Annotated in this window: 18 protein-coding genes; 8 read left to right on the forward strand and 10 right to left on the reverse strand. The window is 62.1% G+C overall.

The window, feature by feature from the left end; all coding sequences use genetic code 11:
* Nucleotides 1-17: 17 nt before the first annotated feature.
* Nucleotides 18-1,238 carry an NAD(P)-dependent oxidoreductase gene (locus tag JKL48_RS18310; RefSeq protein WP_201985837.1) on the reverse strand — a complete coding sequence of 407 codons (1,221 nt, stop codon included), beginning with the start codon at nucleotides 1,236-1,238 and terminating at the stop codon, nucleotides 18-20.
* Nucleotides 1,239-1,442: 204 nt separating this feature from the next.
* On the opposite strand from JKL48_RS18310, the gene JKL48_RS18315 reads away from it, so the two are divergent.
* Nucleotides 1,443-3,662 carry a rhamnogalacturonan lyase family protein gene (locus tag JKL48_RS18315; RefSeq protein ID WP_201985843.1) on the forward strand — a complete coding sequence of 740 codons (2,220 nt, stop codon included), beginning with the start codon at nucleotides 1,443-1,445 and terminating at the stop codon, nucleotides 3,660-3,662.
* 275 nt (nucleotides 3,663-3,937) lie between these two features.
* Nucleotides 3,938-6,856: an aminomethyl-transferring glycine dehydrogenase gene (gene gcvP, locus JKL48_RS18320; protein ID WP_201985846.1), complete on the forward strand. Its 2,919-nt coding sequence runs from the start codon at nucleotides 3,938-3,940 to the stop codon at nucleotides 6,854-6,856.
* 86 nt (nucleotides 6,857-6,942) lie between these two features.
* On the opposite strand, the gene JKL48_RS18325 is transcribed toward gcvP, so the two are convergent.
* Nucleotides 6,943-7,251, reverse strand: a complete 309-nt coding sequence (locus JKL48_RS18325) for a hypothetical protein (RefSeq protein WP_201985848.1) — start codon at nucleotides 7,249-7,251, stop codon at nucleotides 6,943-6,945.
* 230 nt (nucleotides 7,252-7,481) lie between these two features.
* Between JKL48_RS18325 and JKL48_RS18330 the strand changes: the two genes are divergently transcribed.
* Nucleotides 7,482-8,081: a DUF4136 domain-containing protein gene (locus JKL48_RS18330; protein ID WP_201985850.1), complete on the forward strand. Its 600-nt coding sequence runs from the start codon at nucleotides 7,482-7,484 to the stop codon at nucleotides 8,079-8,081.
* Nucleotides 8,082-8,171: 90 nt separating this feature from the next.
* Nucleotides 8,172-8,822 carry a hypothetical protein gene (locus tag JKL48_RS18335; RefSeq protein WP_201985852.1) on the forward strand — a complete coding sequence of 217 codons (651 nt, stop codon included), beginning with the start codon at nucleotides 8,172-8,174 and terminating at the stop codon, nucleotides 8,820-8,822.
* A gap of 23 nt (nucleotides 8,823-8,845) precedes the next feature.
* Here the strand turns inward: JKL48_RS18335 and JKL48_RS18340 are convergent, their stop codons facing one another.
* The 3 genes from JKL48_RS18340 to JKL48_RS18350 all read right to left on the reverse strand — a co-directional run bounded on the left by JKL48_RS18340 (nucleotide 8,846) and on the right by JKL48_RS18350 (nucleotide 11,125).
* On the reverse strand, nucleotides 8,846-9,235 hold the full coding sequence (locus tag JKL48_RS18340; protein ID WP_201985854.1) for a DUF805 domain-containing protein: 390 nt from the start codon (nucleotides 9,233-9,235) through the stop codon (nucleotides 8,846-8,848).
* 20 nt (nucleotides 9,236-9,255) lie between these two features.
* Entirely contained in the window at nucleotides 9,256-10,149 is an 894-nt protein-coding gene (gene lipA / locus JKL48_RS18345) for a lipoyl synthase (protein ID WP_201985856.1), read from the reverse strand.
* A gap of 160 nt (nucleotides 10,150-10,309) precedes the next feature.
* Nucleotides 10,310-11,125: a hypothetical protein gene (locus JKL48_RS18350; RefSeq protein ID WP_201985858.1), complete on the reverse strand. Its 816-nt coding sequence runs from the start codon at nucleotides 11,123-11,125 to the stop codon at nucleotides 10,310-10,312.
* A 112-nt stretch (nucleotides 11,126-11,237) separates the two neighbouring features.
* Here JKL48_RS18350 and JKL48_RS18355 point away from each other — a divergent pair, with 112 nt between their 5' ends.
* Complete coding sequence (locus JKL48_RS18355) at nucleotides 11,238-11,645, forward strand: OsmC family protein (RefSeq protein WP_201985860.1); 408 nt, start codon at nucleotides 11,238-11,240, stop codon at nucleotides 11,643-11,645.
* Between the two features lie 136 nt (nucleotides 11,646-11,781).
* On the opposite strand, the gene ytxJ is transcribed toward JKL48_RS18355, so the two are convergent.
* The 4 genes from ytxJ to JKL48_RS18375 form a co-directional block, all read right to left on the reverse strand.
* Nucleotides 11,782-12,123, reverse strand: coding sequence for a bacillithiol system redox-active protein YtxJ (ytxJ, locus tag JKL48_RS18360; protein ID WP_201985862.1), 342 nt, complete (start codon nucleotides 12,121-12,123; stop codon nucleotides 11,782-11,784).
* A 116-nt stretch (nucleotides 12,124-12,239) separates the two neighbouring features.
* Nucleotides 12,240-12,617, reverse strand: a complete 378-nt coding sequence (locus JKL48_RS18365; RefSeq protein ID WP_201985871.1) for a hypothetical protein — start codon at nucleotides 12,615-12,617, stop codon at nucleotides 12,240-12,242.
* Entirely contained in the window at nucleotides 12,604-13,158 is a 555-nt protein-coding gene (locus tag JKL48_RS18370) for a hypothetical protein (protein WP_201985873.1), read from the reverse strand. Before JKL48_RS18370 ends, JKL48_RS18365 begins: the two co-directional genes overlap by 14 nt.
* Before the next feature lie 127 nt (nucleotides 13,159-13,285).
* Complete coding sequence (locus JKL48_RS18375; RefSeq protein ID WP_201985874.1) at nucleotides 13,286-15,343, reverse strand: alpha-ketoacid dehydrogenase subunit alpha/beta; 2,058 nt, start codon at nucleotides 15,341-15,343, stop codon at nucleotides 13,286-13,288.
* Between the two features lie 294 nt (nucleotides 15,344-15,637).
* Here JKL48_RS18375 and JKL48_RS18380 point away from each other — a divergent pair, with 294 nt between their 5' ends.
* The 3 genes from JKL48_RS18380 to JKL48_RS18390 all read left to right on the forward strand — a co-directional run bounded on the left by JKL48_RS18380 (nucleotide 15,638) and on the right by JKL48_RS18390 (nucleotide 21,456).
* Nucleotides 15,638-17,122, forward strand: coding sequence for an FG-GAP-like repeat-containing protein (locus JKL48_RS18380; protein WP_201985876.1), 1,485 nt, complete (start codon nucleotides 15,638-15,640; stop codon nucleotides 17,120-17,122).
* A 193-nt stretch (nucleotides 17,123-17,315) separates the two neighbouring features.
* The gene (locus JKL48_RS18385) at nucleotides 17,316-20,105 is read left to right on the forward strand and encodes a TonB-dependent receptor plug domain-containing protein (RefSeq protein WP_201985878.1); all 2,790 of its coding nucleotides are present in this window, start codon (nucleotides 17,316-17,318) and stop codon (nucleotides 20,103-20,105) included.
* Nucleotides 20,106-20,202: 97 nt separating this feature from the next.
* Nucleotides 20,203-21,456 carry a M16 family metallopeptidase gene (locus JKL48_RS18390; protein ID WP_201985881.1) on the forward strand — a complete coding sequence of 418 codons (1,254 nt, stop codon included), beginning with the start codon at nucleotides 20,203-20,205 and terminating at the stop codon, nucleotides 21,454-21,456.
* Between the two features lie 93 nt (nucleotides 21,457-21,549).
* Here JKL48_RS18390 and JKL48_RS18395 read toward each other — a convergent pair whose 3' ends face one another.
* Nucleotides 21,550-21,918 (reverse strand): hypothetical protein, encoded by a 369-nt coding sequence (locus JKL48_RS18395; RefSeq protein WP_201985883.1) that lies wholly within the window; start codon nucleotides 21,916-21,918, stop codon nucleotides 21,550-21,552.
* Nucleotides 21,919-22,085 lie beyond the last annotated feature (167 nt).

The raw sequence follows: 22,085 nt of genomic DNA on the forward strand, positions 1-22,085 counted from the left end.
TTGTATTTAAGCATATTCTACGCCGTCACGTCCGCCACGTAGTCGCTCAGGTACCGGTAGCGCTCCGTGAGCTTACCGTTCTTGGCAATAGTGGCCCGCGCAATCACGCCTTCCGCATCGGGCCCTACCAGGTGGGGCAGCACGTTGTCGATGAGCTGGCGGCCGAAGTCGCGGCTGGCGTTGCGGGGCAGCTCGCAGGGCAGGTTATCCACAGCCATCACCGTGATGTTGCTGGTGCGCGAGTAGGGCGGCTCCAGTTCGCCGGTGGCGGGGTTGTAGTCGAAAGCCGGTTCGGCGATGGTGCTGGCGCGCTTCGTGACGGGCACCGAGCCGTTCACATCACAGGTCACGTCGGCAATGGTGTTGATGCGGAAATCCGGCCGTTGCGTGTCGGCTTCGGTGAAGAGCAGCGGGGCGGACGGGTGCCAGTAGGCGCAGGCAATGAGCAGGTCGGTGACGGGCAGGAAATTGCCGAACGTAGACTCGTACGCCTCGGGGTGCTGATGAAAATCCGGGGTATCCCACACGCGGCCGTCGCGGCGACGGTTGTAGTCGGAGCTGCGCAATTGCGTGTACACCGGCTCGTTGAAATCGAGGTAGAGGTAGTCGTACACGCTCACGCGCCGGATGCCCATGCGGGTGAGCACCTCCAGCGCGCCCTGCGCCACGCGGCCCGAGCCGGTCACGGCCATCTTGATGGGCGGCAACTTCTTCACCTTGAAAAACTCCTCCTGCATGTCGTCCATGTCCACGCACTGGTAGGCCGGCTTCAGGTCGTAGAGGCCGTACTTGCGGCCGTAGGTGAGCAGGCCATTATAGGCCCCCACAATGCCGGCATAGCGCCCAAACGCCACGATGCGCTCGCCGCGCTCGTTGGTCAGCAGCTCGTAGTCGATGAGGGTGATGTGTTGCTTGAGCACAGCTTGCAGCAGCTTGCGGTTGGCGGGCTGCTGCTTCACGGTGTGCGAGAAGAAGAGGTAGGTTTTATTTGGAATGAGTTGGTCGACGGGGACCTCCTTCACGCCCATGAGCACGTCGCAATCCGAAATGTCGTCGCGCACCTCCATGCCGAGGTCGCGGTATTCCTGGTCTTTGTAGCTGCGGATGGCGCTGCTTTGCACCACCATGTGCAGGCCGGGAAAAGTCGCCTGGGCTTCGACGCACTTTTTGGGTGTGAGGGGCACGCGCTTGTCGGGCGGGGTTTTGCCTTCGCGAATGAGGCCGATGGTAAAGGACATGAGCGGGGGTGGGGCGGGGATGGGAAAGCAAAGCTATAGTTTTTGGCAACGACTGACTGCCAACGGCGGTGGGGCGGCCCGGCTCAACAGGCCTTGGGCTAACCCTGTAAACCCATGAGAGTACAGGACACGTGGCGGCACAACGCACTTGTAATTGGCGCCGTCACCATCCCACTCAACCCATTCACTTCCTTTCTCTTCTCTATGAAGCAGATTACCCAACCCGTTCACCGCCCCGGCACCCGCTACTACGGGAACTGGCGCACGTTTCTGGCTTTGTGCACAGCCCTGCTCCTCTTCGCCCCGCTGGCCCAGGCCCAGCGACGCCTGGAAAAACTCAACCGCAGTGTCGTCGCTATTCGCACCAGCACCAGCGCGGTATTTGTGAGCTGGCGGCTGTTCGGCACCGACCCCGCTGGCATCGCGTTCAACGTTTACCGGGGCCCTACCCTGGTCAATACCACGCCCATCACCGGTGCTACGAACCTTACCGACAACACCACCGTCGATGCGGCTTACACCGTGCGCCCGGTGCTGAACGGCGTGGAGCAACCCGCCTCGGCCGCCGCTACGGTGTGGACCGATAAGTTTTTGCGCATTCCGATTCAGCAGCCGGCCGGCGGCACCACACCCGATGGCGTGGCCTACACCTATTCGGCCAACGATGCCAGCGTGGGTGACGTGGACGGCGACGGCGAGTACGAAATCATCCTGAAGTGGGACCCGTCGAACTCCAAGGATAACTCTCAGGCCGGCTACACCGGCAACGTGTACCTCGACTGCTACCGCCTGAACGGCACCCGGCTCTGGCGCATTGATTTAGGCCGCAACATCCGGGCCGGGGCCCACTACACGCAGTTCATGGTGTACGATTTCGACAGCGACGGCAAGGCCGAAGTAGCCTGCAAAACCGCCGACGGGACCATCGACGGCCGGGGCACGGTCATCGGCAGCGCCACGGCCGACTACCGCGTGACCACGGCTGGCTCCTCGCTGGGCTACGTGCTGAGCGGGCCCGAATTCCTGACCATGTTCAACGGACGCACCGGCGCGGCCATGGCCAGCACGGCCTACCTGCCGGCTCGCGGCACCGTGAGCAGCTGGGGCGACAGCTACGGCAACCGCGTCGACCGCTTCATTTCTACGGTGGCTTACCTCGACGGCGTGCGGCCCAGCCTGATTATGGGGCGTGGCTACTACACCCGCCTCGTGCGCGTGGCCTGGGACTGGCGCAACGGCCAGCTCACCAACCGCTGGATTTTCGACAGCAACAATACCGGCTACAGCGGCTACATGAACCAGGGCAACCACCAGCTCACGGTGGGCGACGTGGACGGCGACGGCAAAGACGAGGTGTGCAACGGCGCCAGCGCCATCGACGACAACGGCGCGGGGCTCTACAACACCACCCTGGGCCACGGCGACGCCCTGCACATGAGCGACCTGGACCCCAGCCGCCCCGGCCAGGAAGTGTGGCAGTGCCATGAAGAGCCGGCCCGCTACGGCAACTACGGCCTCGAATTCCGCGACGGCCGCACCGGCCAGGTAATTTGGGGCGTGCCGGGTGGTGGCGCCGACATCGGCCGCTGCCTGGCCGCCGACATCGACCCCAACTACCCCGGCTACGAGGTGTGGGGCTCGGTGGGCGGCCTCTACTCCTGCACCGGCACCCAGATTAGCCCCGGCCGGCCCAGCATCGTCAACTTCGCTGTGTGGTGGGACGGCGACCTGAGCCGCGAACTGTTCGACGCCAGCTACAACGCCACCACCGACGCTTCCACCGTGCGCCTCGACAAGTGGGTGCCTCCCACCACCGCTGGCGCCAACGGCACCGCCACCCGCATCCTCACCTTCAGCGACGTTGCCACCGGCGACGCCCAAACCAACAACACCACCAAAGCCAACCCCTGCCTGACCGCCGACATCCTGGGCGACTGGCGCGAGGAAATCCTGCTTCGTGCCCGTGACAACCAGAGTCTGCTGCTGTATTCGACTTCGACGCCCACCACCGAGCGCATCTACACGCTCATGCACGACTCGCAGTACCGGCTGGCCGTGGCGCACGAAAACTCGGCCTATAACCAACCGCCCCATCCCAGCTTTTTCCTCGGTACCGGCATGGCGGCCCCGCCTCGCCCCAACATTGTACTGGCCGACAGCGCCAACAACGTGGCCACGGCCGCCCGCGCCACCAACAGCCGCTTGGCCGCGGCCATCTACCCCAATCCTACCACCAGCACCATCCACCTGAGTACGCCCGGCACCTTCACCTATCAGGTATATGACTTCGCCGGCAAGCTGGTGGAGCAAGGCAGCGGCCACAACGACTTCCAGGCTGGCCAGCACCTGCGCGCCGGCCTCTACCTGGTGCGCGTGCAAACCGCCGACGGCCAGCAGACGACGGCCAAGGTTAGGAAGGAGTAGCATCAAGAAGCGCTTGCGCTAAGTAAGAAACGTCATGCAGAGCGCAGCGAAGCATCTTGCGTGCTGAAGTAATCAACGTTCCATCGATTGATTTACTTCGGCACGCAAGATGCTTCGCTGCGCTCTGCATGACGTTCTATTTTCGTCTGGTTCAAACCATAATTTCACCCCCAAACCCGACAATCTCAAAATTCTGCCAAGCCACGGGAAGTCATTCCAGGGTTACCTTTGTTATCCCGGAACCTAGCTCCCTCCCCCATCTTTTTTTCGTGTTTATGTCGTTGAAATTCTCGCCAGTCGACGTTTTTGAGGCCCGCCACAATGCGCCTGGCGCCGACGCCCAGGCCGCCATGCTCCGCACCATCGGGGTCGAAAGCATCGAGCAGCTCATTGATGAGACGGTACCGCCCGCCATCCGCCTGAAAAAACCCCTCGACCTGCCCGCCGCCCTCAGCGAACGGGCTTTTTTGGCGAAATTCAAGCAGATTGCCAGCCAGAACCAGGTCTTCAAGTCCTACATCGGCCTCGGCTACCACGACACCACCCTGCCCCCGGTTATCCAGCGCAACATCCTGGAAAACCCCGGCTGGTACACCGCCTACACCCCCTACCAGGCCGAAATTGCCCAGGGCCGCCTCGAAGCCCTCATCAACTACCAAACGGTAGTTATTGACCTCACCGGCCTCGAAATCGCCAACGCCAGCCTGCTCGACGAAGGCACCGCCGCCGCCGAGGCCATGCACATGCTGCACAGCCAGACCAAGAAAAAAGGCGCCAACCAGTACTTCGTATCGGAGCAGGTATTGCCCCAAACCATCGACCTGCTGCGCACCCGCGCCACCCCGATAGGCATCGAGTTGGTAGTGGGCGACCACCGCCAGGTGGACCTCAGCAACGAAGGCTTCTTCGGCGCCATGGTGCAGTACCCCGCCGCCGACGGTGAGGTATTTGACTACACCGACTTCATCGGGGCTGCCAAAACCAACAATGTATTCGTGGTGATGGCCGCCGACCTGCTGGCCCTCACGCTGCTCACCTCGCCCGGCGAGCTGGGTGCCGATGTGTGCGTGGGCAACTCCCAGCGCTTCGGTGTGCCGATGGGCTACGGCGGCCCACACGCCGGGTTCTTCTCCTGCAAAGAGGCGTTCAAGCGCGTGATTCCCGGCCGCCTCATCGGCCAGAGCGTGGACGCGGCCGGCAACAAGGCCTACCGCATGGCCCTGCAAACCCGTGAGCAGCACATCCGCCGCGAAAAAGCCACCTCCAACATTTGCACCGCGCAGGTGCTGCTGAGCGTGCTGGCCGGCATGTACGCCGTGTACCACGGCCCGCAACGCCTCCGGCAGTTTGCCACCAACACCCATCTGCTGGCCCAAACCCTCGAAGCTGGCCTCAAAAAGCTGGGCGTAGAGCAAACCAATGAGCACTACTTCGACACGCTGAGTATTCGGCTCGAAAGTGCCGAGTTGCAGCAAGCCCTCCGGAAAGAGGCCGAAGCCGCCCGCTTCAACTTCCGCTACTTTGAGGACGTGCGCGTGGGCATTTCGCTAAACCAGAACACCGAGCTGCACGACGTGGCCGACATTCTGGACGTCTTCGCCAAAGTGCTGGGTAAGGAAGCCGACCAGCTGGCCGAAACCGTGGAAGCCGCCGAGTTGCGCGTGCCCGCCAGCTTGGTGCGCAGTAGCGAGTACCTCACGCACCCCGTGTTCAACACGCACCACGCCGAGCACGAGATGCTGCGCTACATGAAGCAGCTCGAAAACAAGGACCTCAGCCTCGCGCACAGCATGATTCCGCTGGGCTCCTGCACCATGAAGCTGAACGCTACCGCCGAAATGATTCCGGTGACCTGGCCCGAAATTGGCGGCCTGCACCCCTTCGCTCCCATCGAGCAGGCCAAAGGCTACGAGCAGATTTTCAGCGACCTGCAAGCCTGGCTCTGTGAGGTAACCGGCTTTGCCGCCGTCAGCCTGCAGCCGAATTCCGGCGCGCAGGGCGAGTACGCCGGCCTGCTGGCCATCAAGGGCTACCACGATGCGCGCGGCGACCACCACCGCAACGTGGCCCTGATTCCGGCTTCGGCCCACGGCACCAACCCCGCCTCGGCCGTAATGGCCGGCATGCAGGTAGTGGTAGTGAAAAGCACCGAGGACGGCAACATCGACGTGGCCGACCTCAAAGCCAAAGCCGAGCAGCACGCTGCCAACCTGAGCTGCCTGATGGTGACCTACCCCAGCACGCACGGCGTGTACGAGGAAACCATCATCGACATCTGCGCCACCATTCACCAGCACGGCGGCCGCGTGTACATGGACGGTGCCAACATGAACGCGCAGGTGGGACTCACCTCGCCCGCCAACATCGGGGCCGACGTGTGCCACCTCAACCTGCACAAAACTTTTTGCATCCCGCACGGCGGCGGCGGCCCCGGCGTGGGCCCCATCGGCGTGGTGGAGGACCTGGTTCCCTACCTGCCCGGCCACGCCGTTATTCCGGTGGAAGGTCGCTCAACGGGTTCCGTTTCGGCCGCGCCGTGGGGTTCGGCCAGCATCCTGCCCATCAGCTACGCCTACATCTCGATGATGGGCGGCGACGGCCTGCAGCGCGCTACGGAGACGGCCATTCTGAACGCCAACTACATCAAGGCCCGCCTCGAAGCGCACTACCCGGTGCTCTACACCGGCAGCCACGGCCGCTGCGCCCACGAGATGATTCTGGAATGCCGCCACTTCAAAAAGGCCGGCATTGAAGTCGAAGACATTGCCAAACGCCTGATGGACTACGGCTTCCATGCCCCCACGGTGAGCTTCCCCGTGGCCGGCACGCTCATGATTGAGCCCACCGAAAGCGAAAGCAAAGCCGAACTTGACCGCTTCTGCGACGCCATGATTTCCATCCGCAAGGAAATTGCCGACGTGGAATCGGGCAAGGCCGATGCCAAGGACAACGTCTTGAAGCACGCCCCGCACACCGCCGCTGCCGTGCTGGTGCACGAGTGGACGCGCCCCTACACCCGCGAGCAGGCCGTGTACCCCATGGAGTACGTGCGCGCCGCCAAGTTCTGGCCCAGCGTGGCCCGCATCGATTCGGCCTACGGCGACCGCAACCTGATTTGCAGCTGCACCCCCATCGAGGAGTTCGCCGACCAAGAAGAACATCTGGTGCAGGCTGATAAAGGCCCGTCGTATTAGCGATAAGTGAGTAAATGCGTAAAATGAAAAGCCCGTCTGAATCATTAGACGGGCTTTTCATTTTACGCATTTACTCACTTGCTCATTTACTTATCGCCCCGCTCGCCGAAGCAGCGGCGGTCCATGTAGCCAGTTACGGTCTTCCCATCCTTTTCGAGGCGCACGCGCACGAAATAGGCGTTGATGGTGTCGGTTACCTGGACTTGGTTGCCGGCCGTGGTTTGCGAAAGCACGGTGGAAGTTTTGGTCATGCCATCGTACACGGGGCAGTCTACGATGGTGCTGTAGGCAACGGGGGCACGGGTGCCAACGGATTTGGTCAGCTCGTCGTGAGCAGAGGTGCAGGCAGTTAGCAGGCCAGCGGCTGTCAAAACCAACAGGACGGTACTTTTCATTGACGAAGCAAGGGGCGATAATGGAAATTCGGGGGTAAGATAGGATAAAATCTGGTTATCTCAACCCCTGACTGCCGGAATGCAATCGCCCAAACCGCGTCTCTGTCCGACGAAAAAGTGAACGACGGCCCCTGGTTTTTCGTTAGCATCATAGCCTTCGAAACCTTGCTGCTTGCTTTGCCAAGCCGGTGTTTCAGGCCTGTAAATTAACCCGTATTCTAACCGTGTTTATGAACCGCATCACCCGTTTCCTGGCTCATCCGGCAGCTATTATTGCCGCAAGTCTGGTGCTGTTGCTGGGCCCCAGCGGCTGCACCACCGCTTCCCGCGTAGGGGTAACCAACGACTTTGACCATGCCGTAAACTTCCGGGCCTACAAAACCTGGGCTTGGTATCCGCAGCAGCCCAAGGATGCCGAAAATGGCCCGGCCAAAGGCTACGAGTCTTTTCTTGACAAGCGTATGCGCGCCGCCGTAGCGGCCGAAATGGCTGCCAAGGGCCTGACCGAAGTGACCTCGGCTCCCGACATTTACGTGGCCTACAGCGCCCGCGTGGAAGACAAGCAACAGGTTTCGCCTTACTACAATGGCCTCGGCTACCCGTACGGCTACGGCTATGGCTACTACGGACGTGGCTATCAGCCCGTGACCCAATACAAAGCCGGCACCGTGGTGATTGACATCATTGACGCTCGCCGCAAGGAGTTGGCGTGGCGCGGCACTGGCCAGGCGCAGGTCAACCAGAACACCATCGACGAGGTGGAAACCCACCGCATCGTGAACGGCATTCTGAGCACCTATCCGCCGCAGGATAACAACGCCCGCCGCTAGGCTAGTACTGGCTCCTTGCCACCTATTCCGGTCAAAAAGCCTCTTCTGCTTAGAAGAGGCTTTTTTTGTGCGCTCAATCTAATTTTGACAATGCGTTTTATCTCCCTTTTTGCCTTACTGCTACTGAGTAGCTGCCAAGCTGTTTTCACGGGTATCTATGGCATCCGGGAGCCGGCTCAGTTGGCAGCAGGGGAGCTACCCAAACTGGCGGTGATGTATGGCATCCCGCCGAACAGCCGGAGCGCCGTGCTCGACACCAGCTTCTGGCGCTTCATCCGTCGCATGCAGCAGCAAGCTCCCAACGTCGCCAAAAACCACTACCAGCTTCTGCAAGCCGTGTACTACGATGCAGCGGGCCGGCAGCAGTCGTTCCACATCAACTGCTACGCGGGCGGCTTTCCTAATTTACATTGGAACGCCAATGGCATCCTGGCGCACTTCCCGCCCGCCCAACAAGCCCCGCGCGATACTGCCCTTACGCTGGCCGAGCACCTGCGCTACCTGCGCCCACTGGCCTTGCCCACGCTTCCACCTGACTATACGGTGGTAGTGCACTGGAGCCGCTTCACGACGCGGCAGAGCCGCCGCCTGATTCGGGCCGTGCGGCAGAACGTGGCCCTGGCCCCTGCTGGCACCAGGGTGACGACGGTGTTCGTTAATACCGATGATTTTTACTACCTCGCCTACAAGCGTGAAGCCGAACGAATGGCGACCACCCAACAAGAAAACCCGGCTAAGTAGCCCGGCTTTTTGTTAATAGATTACTAGACCAACAACTCACTTTCGGGCTGTAACAGGGGCGGTGGCAGCAAGCCCGGCCGCTTGGTATCGGGGCCGAAGCGGTTGGGGCCGATGGTGCCCTGCACCAATTGCAGGCCGCCGCTCAGCACATAGCCCACAATGGGCAGCAATAGCACCAACGCCCACCAGCTGCTCAAGTTTAAATCGTGGAGCCGTAGCAGGCATTGCACCACCACCAAGTAGCCAATCAGCAGAAACCCCACCAGCGCACCCAGGGCGAGGGCAACCGGGATTTCGGCCGTATAAAGCAAGCCGGGAACGGCATAAATACCAGCGCCCAAAGCATATAGCCCCAGCACCCGCAGAAAATAATCCCGCCGGCGCAGACGGCCAGTCGCAGTAAAAAAGGCCATAGCAAATTTTTGGGCCTACGTTACACGGGCACGTTCACGTGGCGCTCGGCGTGATAGGAGCTGCGCACCAGCGGGCCGCTTTCTACGTATTTCAGGCCGCGCTTCAGGCCTTCTTCCTTGTAGTGGGCAAATTGGTCGGGGGTGATGAACTCGGCCACGTCGAGGTGGCGCTTGGTGGGCTGCAGGTACTGGCCGAGGGTGAGAATGTCGAGGCCGTTGGCCACGAGGTCGTCCATGGCCTGATACAGCTCATCGGCTTTTTCGCCCAGGCCCAGCATAATGCCGGATTTGGTGCGGTGGCCGGCCAGTTTCGTGCGGCGAATTTGCTCCAGGCTGCGGTCGTAACGGGCCTGCGGGCGCACGAGGCGGTAGAGGCTGCCCACGGTTTCGATGTTGTGCGAAATCACTTCCTGGCCGCCCGAAATCATCACATCGAGCGCGTCCCAGTTGGCTTTCACGTCCGGAATCAGGGTTTCGATGGTGGTGCCGGGCGAGAGCTGCTTGGTGAGCACCACGGTGTCGCGCCACACGCTGGCGCCGCGGTCCTTCAGCTCGTCGCGGTTCACGCTGGTGATGACGGCGTGCTTCACTTTCATGAGGGCAATGGCTTCGGCCACGCGGCGGGGCTCGTCGAGGTCGTACTCGGTGGGGCGGCCAGTGGCCACAGCGCAAAACGAGCACGAACGGGTGCAGATGTTGCCCAGAATCATGAACGTGGCCGTGCCCGCGCCCCAGCACTCGCCCATGTTGGGGCAGTTGCCGCTTTCGCAGATGGTGTGCAGCTTGTGCTCGTCGACGAGGCGGCGCACGGCGGCGTATTCTTCGCCCACGGGCAGCTTCACGCGCAGCCAGTCGGGCTTGCGGGGGCGGGCGGGGGCAGCCGTTTCGGGCTGGATAACCGGCAAATCAATCATTTTTTCAATGAGGAATGAAGAATGAGGAATGAAGAATTACCTCTGGCCCATTCTGAACAGTACACTAACAAATTTACGTCACAAAAGGCTTACGGCGAATTGTGGCTATGCCTCGTACCGTCCTCAATTCTTCATTCCTCATTCTTCATTAAGCGTAGCGTCAGCTGCGGTGGCCGAAGTAGAGCGTCAGGTACACCGAAGGAAAGAACTGGCGGTTCAGGGCGTCCGATTTGTCGAGCACGCTGGGGCTGAGGATGAGCATGCGCTTGGTGAAGGCTTCGACCAGGAAGCCCACTTCCATGCCGGTTACGGCGTCGCGGTAGCGGCCGTACTCGAAGCTGAGACCGCCGCGCAGGTGGATGCCCGGCACCACCTTGGTCTGGCCAATGCCGCTGAACAGCGGGCCGTGGTCGAGGATGGCGTCGCTGTTGATGTGCTTGGTGGGGTCGTACTGCTCGTCCACAATGTCGTCGGTCGACAGATTGTATGTCAGCGTTTTCGGATAGGTGCGGTCGTAGGTGATGTAGTAGGGCATCAGCAGGCCGATGGAGGGGCCCACGCTTACCAGGCCGTTTACCTGCACACCGGCATCGGCCGCCTTGCGGAACAGGATGCGCTGCAAGCCTATCGAGGGCCGCAATACAAAGCCGTAGTTGGTTTTGCGGTCGATGTAGCTGCCGCCCAGCGAAGTGGTCCGGCGCAGTTCTTTGTCGTTGTTTTTCAGCATCACGCCCTCAAGGCTCCAGAAGCGGAGCAAACGGTCGTCGAGCACTTTGGAAGACCGCACCGAGGCACCGCCCAACAGGCCGCCCTGGGTGTTGAAGTTGACGCCAAAGACAAATTCTTTGCTGTAGGACTGTTCGTCGGAAGGCATATCGGGCACGGGGGCGGCCGGTGCCAATGGCGCCTGGGCCCGCGCCGCGCCGACGGCCAGCACGCCAGCCACCAGCAAGCCCCAAAAACGAGAAGTAGGCAAAATCATAATCGACCGAAAATGGACCCAACCACGCGCCGCATGTGCGACGCGCTAAGTAATACGTAAATTAGCTACGCAAAGAACAACTCTGTAAAGGTAACTCTCTGACTTGATGAACACCGCCTCCGCCCGCTACGTCGGCAACCTCCGTACCGAAGCTACTCACGTAGCTTCCGGCACCATTATTCAAACCGACGCGCCCGTTGATAATCACGGCCGCGGCGAAGCTTTTTCGCCCACCGACCTGGTGAGCACGGCCCTGGGGGCGTGCATGATGACCATCATCGGCATTGTGGCCGAGCGCCACGCCTGGGACCTGGCCGGCAGCACCTACGATGTGGTGAAGCACATGAGCAAGGAAGCGCCGCGCCGCATTGCGCAGATTGACATCACCTTCACCCTGCCCGCCTCGCTAACCCCCGCCGACCGGACCCTGCTGGAACGCGCCGCGCATACCTGCCCGGTTACGCTGAGCCTGCACCCGGACATTGTGCAGAACGTGGTATTTGAGTACAAGTAAGCAGTTCATCTGTCATCCTGAGCGCCGCGAAGGACCTTATCACGAAGAAACGATTTGCAGTAACTTTTCAATCGACTCATCGGTAATAAGGTCCTTCGCGGCGCTCAGGATGACAGATGGGTTTGCATAAATCAAGCTACTTCACGGCCGTTTTTACGTCGCTGAGGCGGATGCCCATGTGCGAGGCGTCGTAGGTGCACTCGCCGTCCTGGATGAGCAGCAGCTGGGGCGACTCGTGGCGGATGCTGAACTGGTCGGCTATCTGGGCCGATAGCGGGCGAAAGCGGAGCAAGTCGAGGTAGTAGATGGGCAGGTCGAGGCCGCTGTCGGCCCATTGCCGCTCAATTTTGCTTTTGGCCGCGGCGCTGATGGAGCAGGTGGTGCTGTGCTTAAAAATGAGCACCGGCTGCTCGTGCGAGGCCTGGGCCAGGTCGGTCAGCTGCTCGGGTTGGGTGAGGGGAAGCCAGGGAGTGGACATTAACGAAAACAGATAAGTTAGAGAGAATAAGGTGTTCGCGCCACTGCCAAGCAGGGCCGGCAAAGGCGTGGAGCTACTACAACAGTTTTGGGGCTACTTGATTCCCGCAACGCTGGTCATTTTTTTTCAGCGCCCTTCTCGGCACTCTTGGGCTTCTGGCGCTGCTCTTTGCGCACGAGGGTGCTGGTCTTGTCGCGGCGCAGGCCCAGCAGGCCTTTTTTCACGTTGGGCGCGGTGCCGTTTTTGTAGCGGAGGTCTTCGCTGCCTTCGGGCCGGCTGGGCGTGCTTTGGCCGCGCTTAAGCTGTTCGCGGGTGACGTCGAGGTGGCTGTCTTTGTAGGGCGAATCGGTTTTTTTCGACTCGCGCAGGGCGCGGCGGTTGGCCGCTTTTATCTTGCCGGGCTTCTCGTGCACAATCTGGCCGTGCGCCAGCGGGCCGCTCAGCAGGCCCACCACTGCCAGCACCAGCAGCAGGAACCCGCTACGGCTTGCCATCCGGCGTTGGCTCGGGCGCGGCATCGGGTTCGGCGCTGGGCTGCTTGGGCGCGGGCCGGTGGTCGGGGCTGTAGTTGGGTTTTGCATGGAGGCCGTATTTGAAGAAGTCCCGGATGGACTGGATGGGACGGAAGGGTTTGGACACCTTGTGGCGCTTGCGACGGTTGAGCTTGGGCTTTTTCATCAGCCCGTGCTTGTCGTATCGCACCGTCGATTTTTCGGGGAGCGAACGAGTGGCCGGGGCGTCGATTGCCCCCCCATCGCCGGCGGGAGCCAAGGGCATGGAAATATCGGTGGCCGCTTCTTCGGAACCCGGCCCCGATTGTTTCCGGGTCGACGCGCTGGCTTTGGCCAAGTCGTTGCGCAGTTTTTCCTGTTCCTTCTTTTTTTTCTGCTCGGCCAGGTACTCCGGCGAGGGCTTGGGCGTGGGCAGGCGGTAGGGATGGAAAACCTTACGGTAGAGGCTACAGCTGCCCAATGCCGCCAGCAGCCACAGGCCCAGCAAGGAATGAAAAACAACGAAGGGCAGACGATATTTCACCGGCAGGGTTTAATTGGGGGTTGCTCGTTGTCAGTTGTTGGTTGACGGTTGTCGAAGGTTAATCTGCTCAATTTACGAAGCGAATACAACCGGCCTGACAACCGACAACGAGCAACCAACAATTATTCTAGTAATTGCGCAGGGCCTGCACCTGCTCGCGCAGGCGCTGCTGGGGCAGAAAAGCCGCCTCCAGCGGCGGCGCAAACGGAATGGCGGTATCGAGCGAGGCCACGCGGCGCACGGGCGCGTCGAGGTGCTCGAAACAATTCTCGCCAATCCAGGCCGCGATTTCGCCGCCGATGCCGCCGGTCATCGTGTCTTCGTGCAGGACGAGGACGCGGCCGTTTTTCTCCACCGTGCGGCGCACCGCCGCCTGGTCCCAGGGCAGCAGGGTGCGCAGGTCGAGCACGTCGGCCGACACGCCCAAATCCTGGCAGGTTTGCAGGGCCCAGCGCACGCCCATGCCGTAGGTGATGATGCTCAGCTCGTCGCCTTCGGCCGCCAGCGCGGCCTGGCCGATGGGCGTGGTGTAGTAGGCTTCCGGCACGGGGCCGGTGAGGCTGCGGTAGAGCATCTTGTGCTCGAAGTACAGCACCGGGTTGGGGTCTTCGAAAGCGGCGCAGAGCAGGCCCTTAGCGTCGTGCGGGTTGCTGGGGTACACCACCTTCAGGCCGGGCGTGTGCACAAACCACGCCTCGTTGCTCTGGGAGTGAAACGGCCCGGCCGCCGAGCCCGCGCCGGTGGGCATGCGAATGACGACGTCGGCGTTCTGGCCCCAGCGGTAGTGGCTTTTGGCCAGGTTGTTCACAATCTGGTTGAAGCCGCAGGTCACGAAATCGGCAAACTGCATCTCGACCATGCTTTTTTTGTGCTTGATGCTCAGGCCCAGACCAATGCCCACGATGGCCGACTCGCACAGCGGCGTATTGCGCACCCGCGCCTTGCCAAATTCAGCCACGAAGCCTTCGGTGATTTTGAACACGCCGCCGTAGTCGGCTATGTCCTGGCCCATAAGCACGAGTTCGGGGTAGCGCTCCATGCTCTGCTTCAGGCCTTCGGAAATGGCGTCGATGAAGCGGATTTCGCGCTTCGCTTCGCTTAATGAGGAATGAGGAATGAGGAATGAGGAATTACCAGACGCCCCCAATTCTTCATTCTTCATTCTTAATTCTTCATTCGGCGAAGCCGCCGCGTACATATCCGCAATTTCCTCGGCGATGTCGGCCGTAGGCATGGGCTCGGCGTCGGCTTCCTCTAGGCCGGCTTCGATGGCGGCTTTGATTTTCTCGCGGATGCCGTGCTTGGCGGTTTCGGTGAGAATGCCTTCGGCGAGGAGCCATTTTTCGTAGTTTTCGACGGGGTCTTTGGCCGCCCACTCTTCCATTAAAGACTGCGGGACATACTTGGTGCCGCTGGCTTCCTCGTGCCCGCGCATGCGGAACGTGAGGGCCTCCACCAGCACGGGGCGCGGGTTTTCGCGCAGGTCTTCGGCCAGTCGTTTCACGGTGGTGTACACTTCCAGCACGTTGTTGCCGTCCACCTGCACGGCTTCCATGCCGTAGGCGGGGCCTTTGTCCACAAAGGACTTGAAGCGGAACTGCTCGTTGCTGGGCGTGCTGAGGCCGTAGCCGTTGTTTTCAATCATAAAAATGACCGGCAACTGCCACACCGCGGCCACGTTCAGGGCTTCGTGGAAGTCGCCTTCGGAAGCACCGCCGTCGCCGCTGTACGTGAGCGTGACTTTAGGCTTTTTATCGAGCAAATCGGCCAGGGCGATGCCGCCGGCCACGGCCAGCTGCGGCCCGAGGTGCGAAATCATGCCTACGATGTGGTGCTCGTTGGTGCCGAAGTGGAAGCTGCGGTCGCGGCCCTTGGTGAAGCCCGTGCGCTTGCCCTGCCACTGCGCAAACAGGCGGCCCAGCGGCACCTCGCGGCCCGTGAACACGCCCAGGTTGCGGTGCAGCGGCAGAATATACTCGTCGGCTTCCAGGGCCAGGGTGCTGCCCACCGAGATGGCCTCCTGGCCGATGCCCGAAAACCACTTGCTCACCTTGCCCTGGCGCAGCAGAATCAGCATTTTTTCCTCAATCAGCCGGGGGCGGAGCAGGTGCTGGTAGAGGTGCAGCAGGGTTTCGTTGGAGAGGTCGAGGCGGTCGAACTGGAGGGCCGTAGCAGCTGGGGTCATGGGGCAAAACAGGTGGGTTGGGAAGGGCAAAGGTAACGGGCGCAGCCGCGGCTATATTTGACACCTGCTCTACTTCTTCGCCAGCGCTTGTGCGCCTTCTTTCGCTACTCATTCCATTCATGGGCGCAGCCGGGCTTCTGGTGGCGCGCCCGGCCCTGGTCAGATTGAGCAGCTACGGGCATTTGCCTACGCCTGACGGCAAAATCCACTGGCTGGTAAATACCTTTCCGCCCCCTTGCCTCTTCCAACGTCTTCGGCAAGTGACGACGTCTTTCCATCCTTTCCACAACCTTGATGAAAAAACCTTTCTACTCCGTTCCCTGCCCGTTTGCGGCAGGTATTCGCCAGCGCGCCCAGTTGCTTGTGGCCCTGATGGGGCTGGCTCCCGCCGCCTTCGCCCAAAGCAGCTTCAGCTTCCCCAGCGTGTACCCCACCGGCGGGGGCTCGCCCCTGGGAGTAGCGCTGGGCGACGTGAACGGCGACACCCGGTTGGACGTGGTGACCGCCAACCAAAGCAGCGACAACGTGAGCGTATTTCTGGGCGCGGGCGGCACCATGGGCAGCCTCGCGCCGGCCCTCACCTACTCGCCCGGCGGCCTACGCCCCACGGGTGTGGCCCTGGGCGACGTAAACGGCGACGGGCGGCCCGACATCATTACGGGCAACCAGAGCAGCAACACGGTAGGCGTGATGCTGAATTCAGCCACCAGCCCTGGCAGCTTTCTGCCAGCCACGAGCTATCCAAGCGGCGGCACCGCCCCTAATATTGTGGCCCTCGGCGACCTCAACGGCGACGGCCGAACGGACATTGCCGTAGGCAATACCGGCAGCAGCGCCGTAGGCGTCCTGCTGGGTTCGGCCGCCACGCCCGGCACGTTCCTCCCGGCCGCTACCTATCCGAGCGGCAGCAGCAGCCCTGTCGGCATTGCCATTGGCGACGTGAATGCCGACGGAAAGCCCGACTTGGTGCTGGGCCACAACTCTGGCAATACCGTGAGCGTGTTGCTGAATTCGGCCGCCGTTCCCGGCACCTTTGGTTCGCCGGCCGTTTATAACAGCGGCGGCACCGGCACCGTCGGTATTTCGCTGGGTGACGTGAATGGCGACGGACGGGTCGACATTGTAGCAGCCAACGCCACTAGTTCCTCCGTGGCCGTGCTGCTGGGGCAGAGCGGCACGCTGGGCACTTTTGGTCCGGCTACTGTTTATAATTCTGGCGGCATCGGCCCCAATTTTGCCCTGCTGAGTGATGTAAACGGCGACGGCCGGCCGGATATCGTCACGGCCAACAACTCCAGCAACGGCGCGGGCAGCGTAGGCGTGCTCACCGGCCTGGCCGCGCCAGCGGGCACCTTTGCCCCGGCAACGGTTTTCTCCAGCGGGGGCAACGGTCCCATCGGCATTGCCCTGGGCGACATAAATGGCGACGGCCGCCGCGACGTGGTCACCACCAACTATATCAGCGGAACCGTGGCGGTGCTGCTGAACACCTACACGCCACTGGCCACTGCGCTGGCTCAGTCAACCGCCGAAGTTTTCGTGTACCCCAACCCGGCCCACGGCACCTTTGAGGTGCAGGTGCCGGGCGTGGCCGATGCGCAAGCCGTGCAGGCCGAACTGCTCAACACCCTGGGCCAGGTGGTGTACCGCCAGCCGGCCTTCCTGCCCCCGAGCGGCACTCATGTTATCATCGACGCGGCGGGGTTGGCGCCGGGTGTTTACACGCTGCGGCTGCAGGCTGGCAGCACGGCTATGTCCCGGCGCGTGGTGCTGCACTAAATCTACTTTGTCCAAACCGCCGCACGCGGTTGCGTATTTGGCACTGCTGCCTTGCCGTTATGTTCCGGCGAGGCACGCCAGTCCTGATAATGGAGGCTGGCCGGATAACGGGCTGGTGGAAGGAGGTATGCAGTTGGCCCAACCCGTGCATCTACCTTCGCAGTACCTTTCCCCATCGTCGTTGCTTTCCCCTATGACCAGAACGCTACCCGTTGCCCTGTTGCTGGCAGCGGCTTTTGGTGCCCAGGCCCAGCAGCCAGTTGATTCCCTGCAGGCGCCTCTGGTGGCCGTGGCGACGCCGCCGCCGCCTGACAGCCTACTGCCCCGGTTCAGTATCTATTGCGATTTGGTTTCCATTCGCAGCCTCACGCCGTGGCAGGCGCCGCCCTTCCTTACCATTCAGCCGGTACTGACGCAGGCGGCCGGTGTGCAGGTGACGCCCACTTCGGGTGCGCCCGGCGACTGGGCCGCGGTGCGCATCCGGGGCGGCAGCAGCCTGGCCAGCCCCGACCAGCCTTTGTATGTGGTAGACGGCGTGCCGGCCCTGAATGCTGATTTCCAGCCCGGCGTGCTGCTGCGCGCCGCCTTTGGACTTGGCGAAGGCCCGCAGGCAACCTTGACCGGGGCCAACCCGCTGCTGGCTCTTTCGCCGGAAGACATTTCCAGCATCACGGTGATTTCCGGGGGCGTGGCCGCGGCCCAATACGGAGCCCAGGGCAGCAACGGCGTCATTGAAATCAATACCAAGCGCGGCGGGCAACTCAACCAAAAGCAGCCGCTCCAGGTGCATTACGCCGCCATGGCCGGGCTGCAAGAGGTGCGCCAGCGCTACGACCTGCTAAATGCGCGCCAGTACGCCGACCTTGCCAGAGAAGCCTTCCAGGGAAATGTGAACTACCCGGCCAGCGGCCCGGTGACGCCGGACACCGACTGGCAAGCGGAGTTGTTTCGGACCGCTACCGTCTTCAAACACCACCTCACCTTCGATGGCAGCGGAGCGAAGACTCGGTACGTTGTCGGGGCCGACTACCTGAGCCAAGAGGGCGTGGTGATAAACTCCAGCCTCAAGCGCTACGCCCTGCGCCTGGGCCTCGACCAGAAAATAGGCCAGCGGTTACGGCTGTTCTTCAATGCTGCAGCCTCATCGGCCAGCCAGGCCCTTCCCGTAGCAGAGACAGTGGCTCGGGCCCTGTTGGCCCCGCCAACCTTCGCCGTGCGCACTTCCCAAGGCTCCTTTCAAAATTACGGCCCCTTCAGCACGCGCAACGCCGTGGACCTGGCCACCACCGATGGCACCGGCCTCACCACCCGCCGGCTGCTGTTGCAGCTCGGTGCCGACTACCGCGTGCTGCCCGACCTTACGCTTAACGCTACAGCCAGCCGCGAAGAAGGACGCGTGGCTGCCAGCACCCACTTTCTGGTGAATACGGCCCGGACGCCTCCAACGGCCACCGCCACCAGCACCAGCGACTTATCTACCACAGCCACGGTGGCCCAGCTGCGCCTGACCTACGACCACACCTTTGGCGAGGGCCACCGCCTGGGCCTGGGGGCCAGCGCTGGCTACCAGCAATACCGGCGCGGCACCAGCAGCGGCTATCGGGACTACGGCTCTCAGTCGAGCTACGATACCGATGCCACCACGACATTCTCCAACATCGGCCTGACGGCCAGCTACGCCTTCCGTAGCCGCTACGAAGCGCTGGCCAGCCTGCGGCGCGATGCCAACCACGGCGGCGGCCTTTTCTTCAGGCCCGAGGTGCCCCCGGTGTGGCTGCCGGGAACCGAAGTGCGCTGGCACCTGCACCAGGAGCCTTTTTTGGCGGATAAACCCTTCCTCAGCACCGCCACCCTGTGGGCCAGCCTGGGCCAAACCAGCAGCACCAGCCTGCCGGCTACCGGCCTGGGCAGCGGCATCGGGTCTGATTACATTATGGTGGGACCCGGCCAAACCGTGACCTCCTTCCTTTCTACCGTCCCGGTGCCGCCGCCACCCCGCACCACGCAACTGGAAGCGGGCCTGCGCCTGGGTTTCTGGCAAGACCGGCTGCGGCTTGACATCACGGCTTTTCGCCGCAGCACGGCCCACCTCACCGTGCCGCAGTACATCGTATTTCCTACGGGCTCGGGGTTCGGCACCTTGCTGCTGCCGCGCGAAGCCACGCTGCGCAACCAGGGCCTGCTGCTGGCAGCGAGTAGCAGTTGGCAACTCGGCCGTTTGAAGGGCAATACCCGACTGGCGGCTAGCTGGCAGCAACAGCGTGTGACGGCCGTAACCGAAGTAGCCGGAGTGGGCGCCGTGCCCGGCCTGGTCGAGGGCGAGGCCCCGCACCCGTACTTCCTGTACCACCGCCTGCCCGTGCCAATGGTGGGCGAACGGGACGCCCGCGGCCAGTCCATTGCGGGCACGCTCCGCTACGAAGACCGGGACAACACCAACGGTTTTATTAACGATGCCGATGCGCGCTACCAAGGCACGGCCCTGCCCACGCAGCTCTACACCCTCAGCCAGTCGCTGGCGCTAGGCCGGTTCACCCTGGATGCGCAACTGGATGCCCTAGCCGGCCACCAACTGCTGAATACGACCCTGGCTACCCTCGACCTGCCCACCGGCTACAACAACGGCACCACCCGCCTGCTCGACCGCTGGACGCCGACGCACTACAGCGTCGACATCCCGCAGGCCAGCCAAAACCTGGGCGGCAACCTGTTTGGCACCCGGCGCTACGACGACGCCCAGTTGCAGTCGGCCGCCAACCTGCGCCTCAGCCAACTCACCCTCAGCTTCATCACCGGCAAAGTTGACTCCCCGCACCCCAATTCCATCTGGGTAGGCGCCCAAAACCTCTTCGTTCTCACCAACTACCGCGGCTTCGACCCCAACGTGAGCAGCGGGGGCGCTACCCTGCTCGCCGCCGGCTACGACACCAATGCCTACCCGGTACCGCGCACCTGGCTGGTGGGCGCGCGCATTGGGTTTTAACGCTTCGCTTAACCAGGAATGGAGAATGAAGCGGGAGGAATAGCCGTGTTGGTTGTTGTTCATTTGCATAAACCTTCATCCTTCATCCCCGTTCCCATTGATTCACTTTCAGGAATTCACCCTCGACAACGGCCTGCGCTGCATCGTCCACGAAGATTTTACCACGCCCATGGCCGTGCTCAACGTGATGTACGACGTGGGCTCGCGCGATGAGGACCCGGACCATACCGGTTTTGCGCACTTGTTCGAGCACCTCATGTTTTCGGGCTCGGTCAACATTCCCAGCTACGACGAGCCCTTGCAGCGCGTGGGCGGCGAAAACAACGCCTTTACCTCCGCCGACATCACCAACTACTACCTCTCGCTGCCGGCTGCCAACCTCGAAACCGGGTTCTGGCTCGAAAGCGACCGGATGCTGAACCTGGCTTTTTCCGAAAATGGCCTCGAAGTGCAGCGCAAAGTGGTGGTGGAAGAGTTCAAGCAGAGCTACCTCAACCAGCCCTACGGCGACGTGTGGCTGCAGCTCAAGCCCCTGGCCTACCACACCCACCCCTACCAGTGGAACACCATCGGCAAGGAAATTGCGCACATCGAAAACGCCGTGATGGACGACGTGCGCGGCTTTTTCCGCAAGCACTACGCCCCTCAGAATGCCGTGCTGGTGGTCGCCGGCGCCGTGAGCGCCGCCGAGGTGCGCCAGCTGGCCGAGAAGTGGTTCGGTCCAATCCCCGGCGGGCCGGCCTACCGGCGCCAGCTGCCCGCCGAGCCCGTGCAAACCGAGGCCCGGCACCGCGTGGCCACGGCGCCAGTGCCGCTGCCGGCCCTCTACAAGGCCTACCACATGCCCGCCCGGGGCGATGCCCGCTACCACGCCGTGGACCTGCTCAGCGACATGCTGGGCCACGGCAAGTCGGCGCGCCTGCACCAGCGCCTGGTGAAGGAGCAGGCCCTGTTCAACAACATTTCCTCTTCCCTCACCGGCTCGCTCGACCCCGGCCTGCTTGTCATCAGCGGCAAGCTGAACGAGGGCGTGGACCTCAAAACCGCCGATACCGCCGTGGAAGCGGTGGTGGCCGAATTCCTGACCCAGGATGTGGACGCCCTTGAGTTGGAGAAAGTAAAAAACCAAGCCGAAAGCAGCCTGGTCTTTGGCGAAATTGACCTTCTGAACCGGGCCCTGAACCTGGCTTACAGCAAGCTGCAGGGCGACGCCAACCTCGTAAATGAGGAAAGCCGCCGCATCCAGGCCGTGACCGTGGCCGATGTGCGCGCGATGGCCCAGCTGGTGCTACGCCCCGAAAATTGCAGCACGCTGTATTACGAAGCCGCTGTCGTGGCCGAACCGGCTTGATAGGAAAAGGCGCGAGCAAAAAGAGCCCGTTTGGTCGCAAAAATTCGACCAAACGGGCTCCTCTGTTTTAAGTAAGCCGGCTGCAGACGGGCCCTACTTACGCTTGGTTTTCACCTTGGCTTTGCCGGGAGCAATAGGCAGCTTGCTGTCGCGGCTGAGGGAGCTATTGGCGGGCTTGGTGTAGCGGGGACGCGGGGTGCGGTTGTCGTTGTAGCCGCCATTGGCCTGGTAACCAACCTGCTTGCGCATGGGCATGGCGGGCGCCAGGTAGGCGGTGCCGTCCTTGATGTCCTGCGATACGCCGAAGCCATAAGGCTTGCCGGTGTGCGGATTGATTTTGGGCGCCGCCTTGCGGGTTCCGCGCGTGGAGTAGGGCACAGGTTTCTTGTGCGGAGTGGCCTGGGCGCTGGCCTCGGCGAGGGAAATGCCAACCAGGAGTAAAGCGAAAAAGTAGCGAACCATACGAGTAGGAAACGAAAAAAGGAAGAACACCAAATAGCGTCGGCTTCTACCAGGCACCCGCTTGCCGAAACAAACCGTGGCGCCCGATAGAAGCCGACGAAGGTACGAAACCGGGTCCGCCAGAGGTTTTGCTGGCGAGGCCCGGCTCGGCTAAATTAATTGCCGAG

It is taken from the genome of Hymenobacter rubidus (assembly GCF_016734815.1).
Lineage (GTDB): Bacteria > Bacteroidota > Bacteroidia > Cytophagales > Hymenobacteraceae > Hymenobacter > Hymenobacter rubidus.

Coding starts and splice junctions, on each gene's coding strand:
- JKL48_RS18310 (WP_201985837.1), bottom strand. CDS start 1,238: ATGTCCTTTACCATCGGCCTCATTCGCGAAGGCAAAACCCCGCCCGAC.
- JKL48_RS18315 (WP_201985843.1), top strand. CDS start 1,443: ATGAAGCAGATTACCCAACCCGTTCACCGCCCCGGCACCCGCTACTAC.
- gcvP (WP_201985846.1), top strand. CDS start 3,938: ATGTCGTTGAAATTCTCGCCAGTCGACGTTTTTGAGGCCCGCCACAAT.
- JKL48_RS18325 (WP_201985848.1), bottom strand. CDS start 7,251: ATGAAAAGTACCGTCCTGTTGGTTTTGACAGCCGCTGGCCTGCTAACT.
- JKL48_RS18330 (WP_201985850.1), top strand. CDS start 7,482: ATGAACCGCATCACCCGTTTCCTGGCTCATCCGGCAGCTATTATTGCC.
- JKL48_RS18335 (WP_201985852.1), top strand. CDS start 8,172: ATGCGTTTTATCTCCCTTTTTGCCTTACTGCTACTGAGTAGCTGCCAA.
- JKL48_RS18340 (WP_201985854.1), bottom strand. CDS start 9,235: ATGGCCTTTTTTACTGCGACTGGCCGTCTGCGCCGGCGGGATTATTTT.
- lipA (WP_201985856.1), bottom strand. CDS start 10,149: ATGATTGATTTGCCGGTTATCCAGCCCGAAACGGCTGCCCCCGCCCGC.
- JKL48_RS18355 (WP_201985860.1), top strand. CDS start 11,238: ATGAACACCGCCTCCGCCCGCTACGTCGGCAACCTCCGTACCGAAGCT.
- ytxJ (WP_201985862.1), bottom strand. CDS start 12,123: ATGTCCACTCCCTGGCTTCCCCTCACCCAACCCGAGCAGCTGACCGAC.
- JKL48_RS18365 (WP_201985871.1), bottom strand. CDS start 12,617: ATGGCAAGCCGTAGCGGGTTCCTGCTGCTGGTGCTGGCAGTGGTGGGC.
- JKL48_RS18375 (WP_201985874.1), bottom strand. CDS start 15,343: ATGACCCCAGCTGCTACGGCCCTCCAGTTCGACCGCCTCGACCTCTCC.
- JKL48_RS18380 (WP_201985876.1), top strand. CDS start 15,638: ATGAAAAAACCTTTCTACTCCGTTCCCTGCCCGTTTGCGGCAGGTATT.
- JKL48_RS18385 (WP_201985878.1), top strand. CDS start 17,316: ATGACCAGAACGCTACCCGTTGCCCTGTTGCTGGCAGCGGCTTTTGGT.
- JKL48_RS18395 (WP_201985883.1), bottom strand. CDS start 21,918: ATGGTTCGCTACTTTTTCGCTTTACTCCTGGTTGGCATTTCCCTCGCC.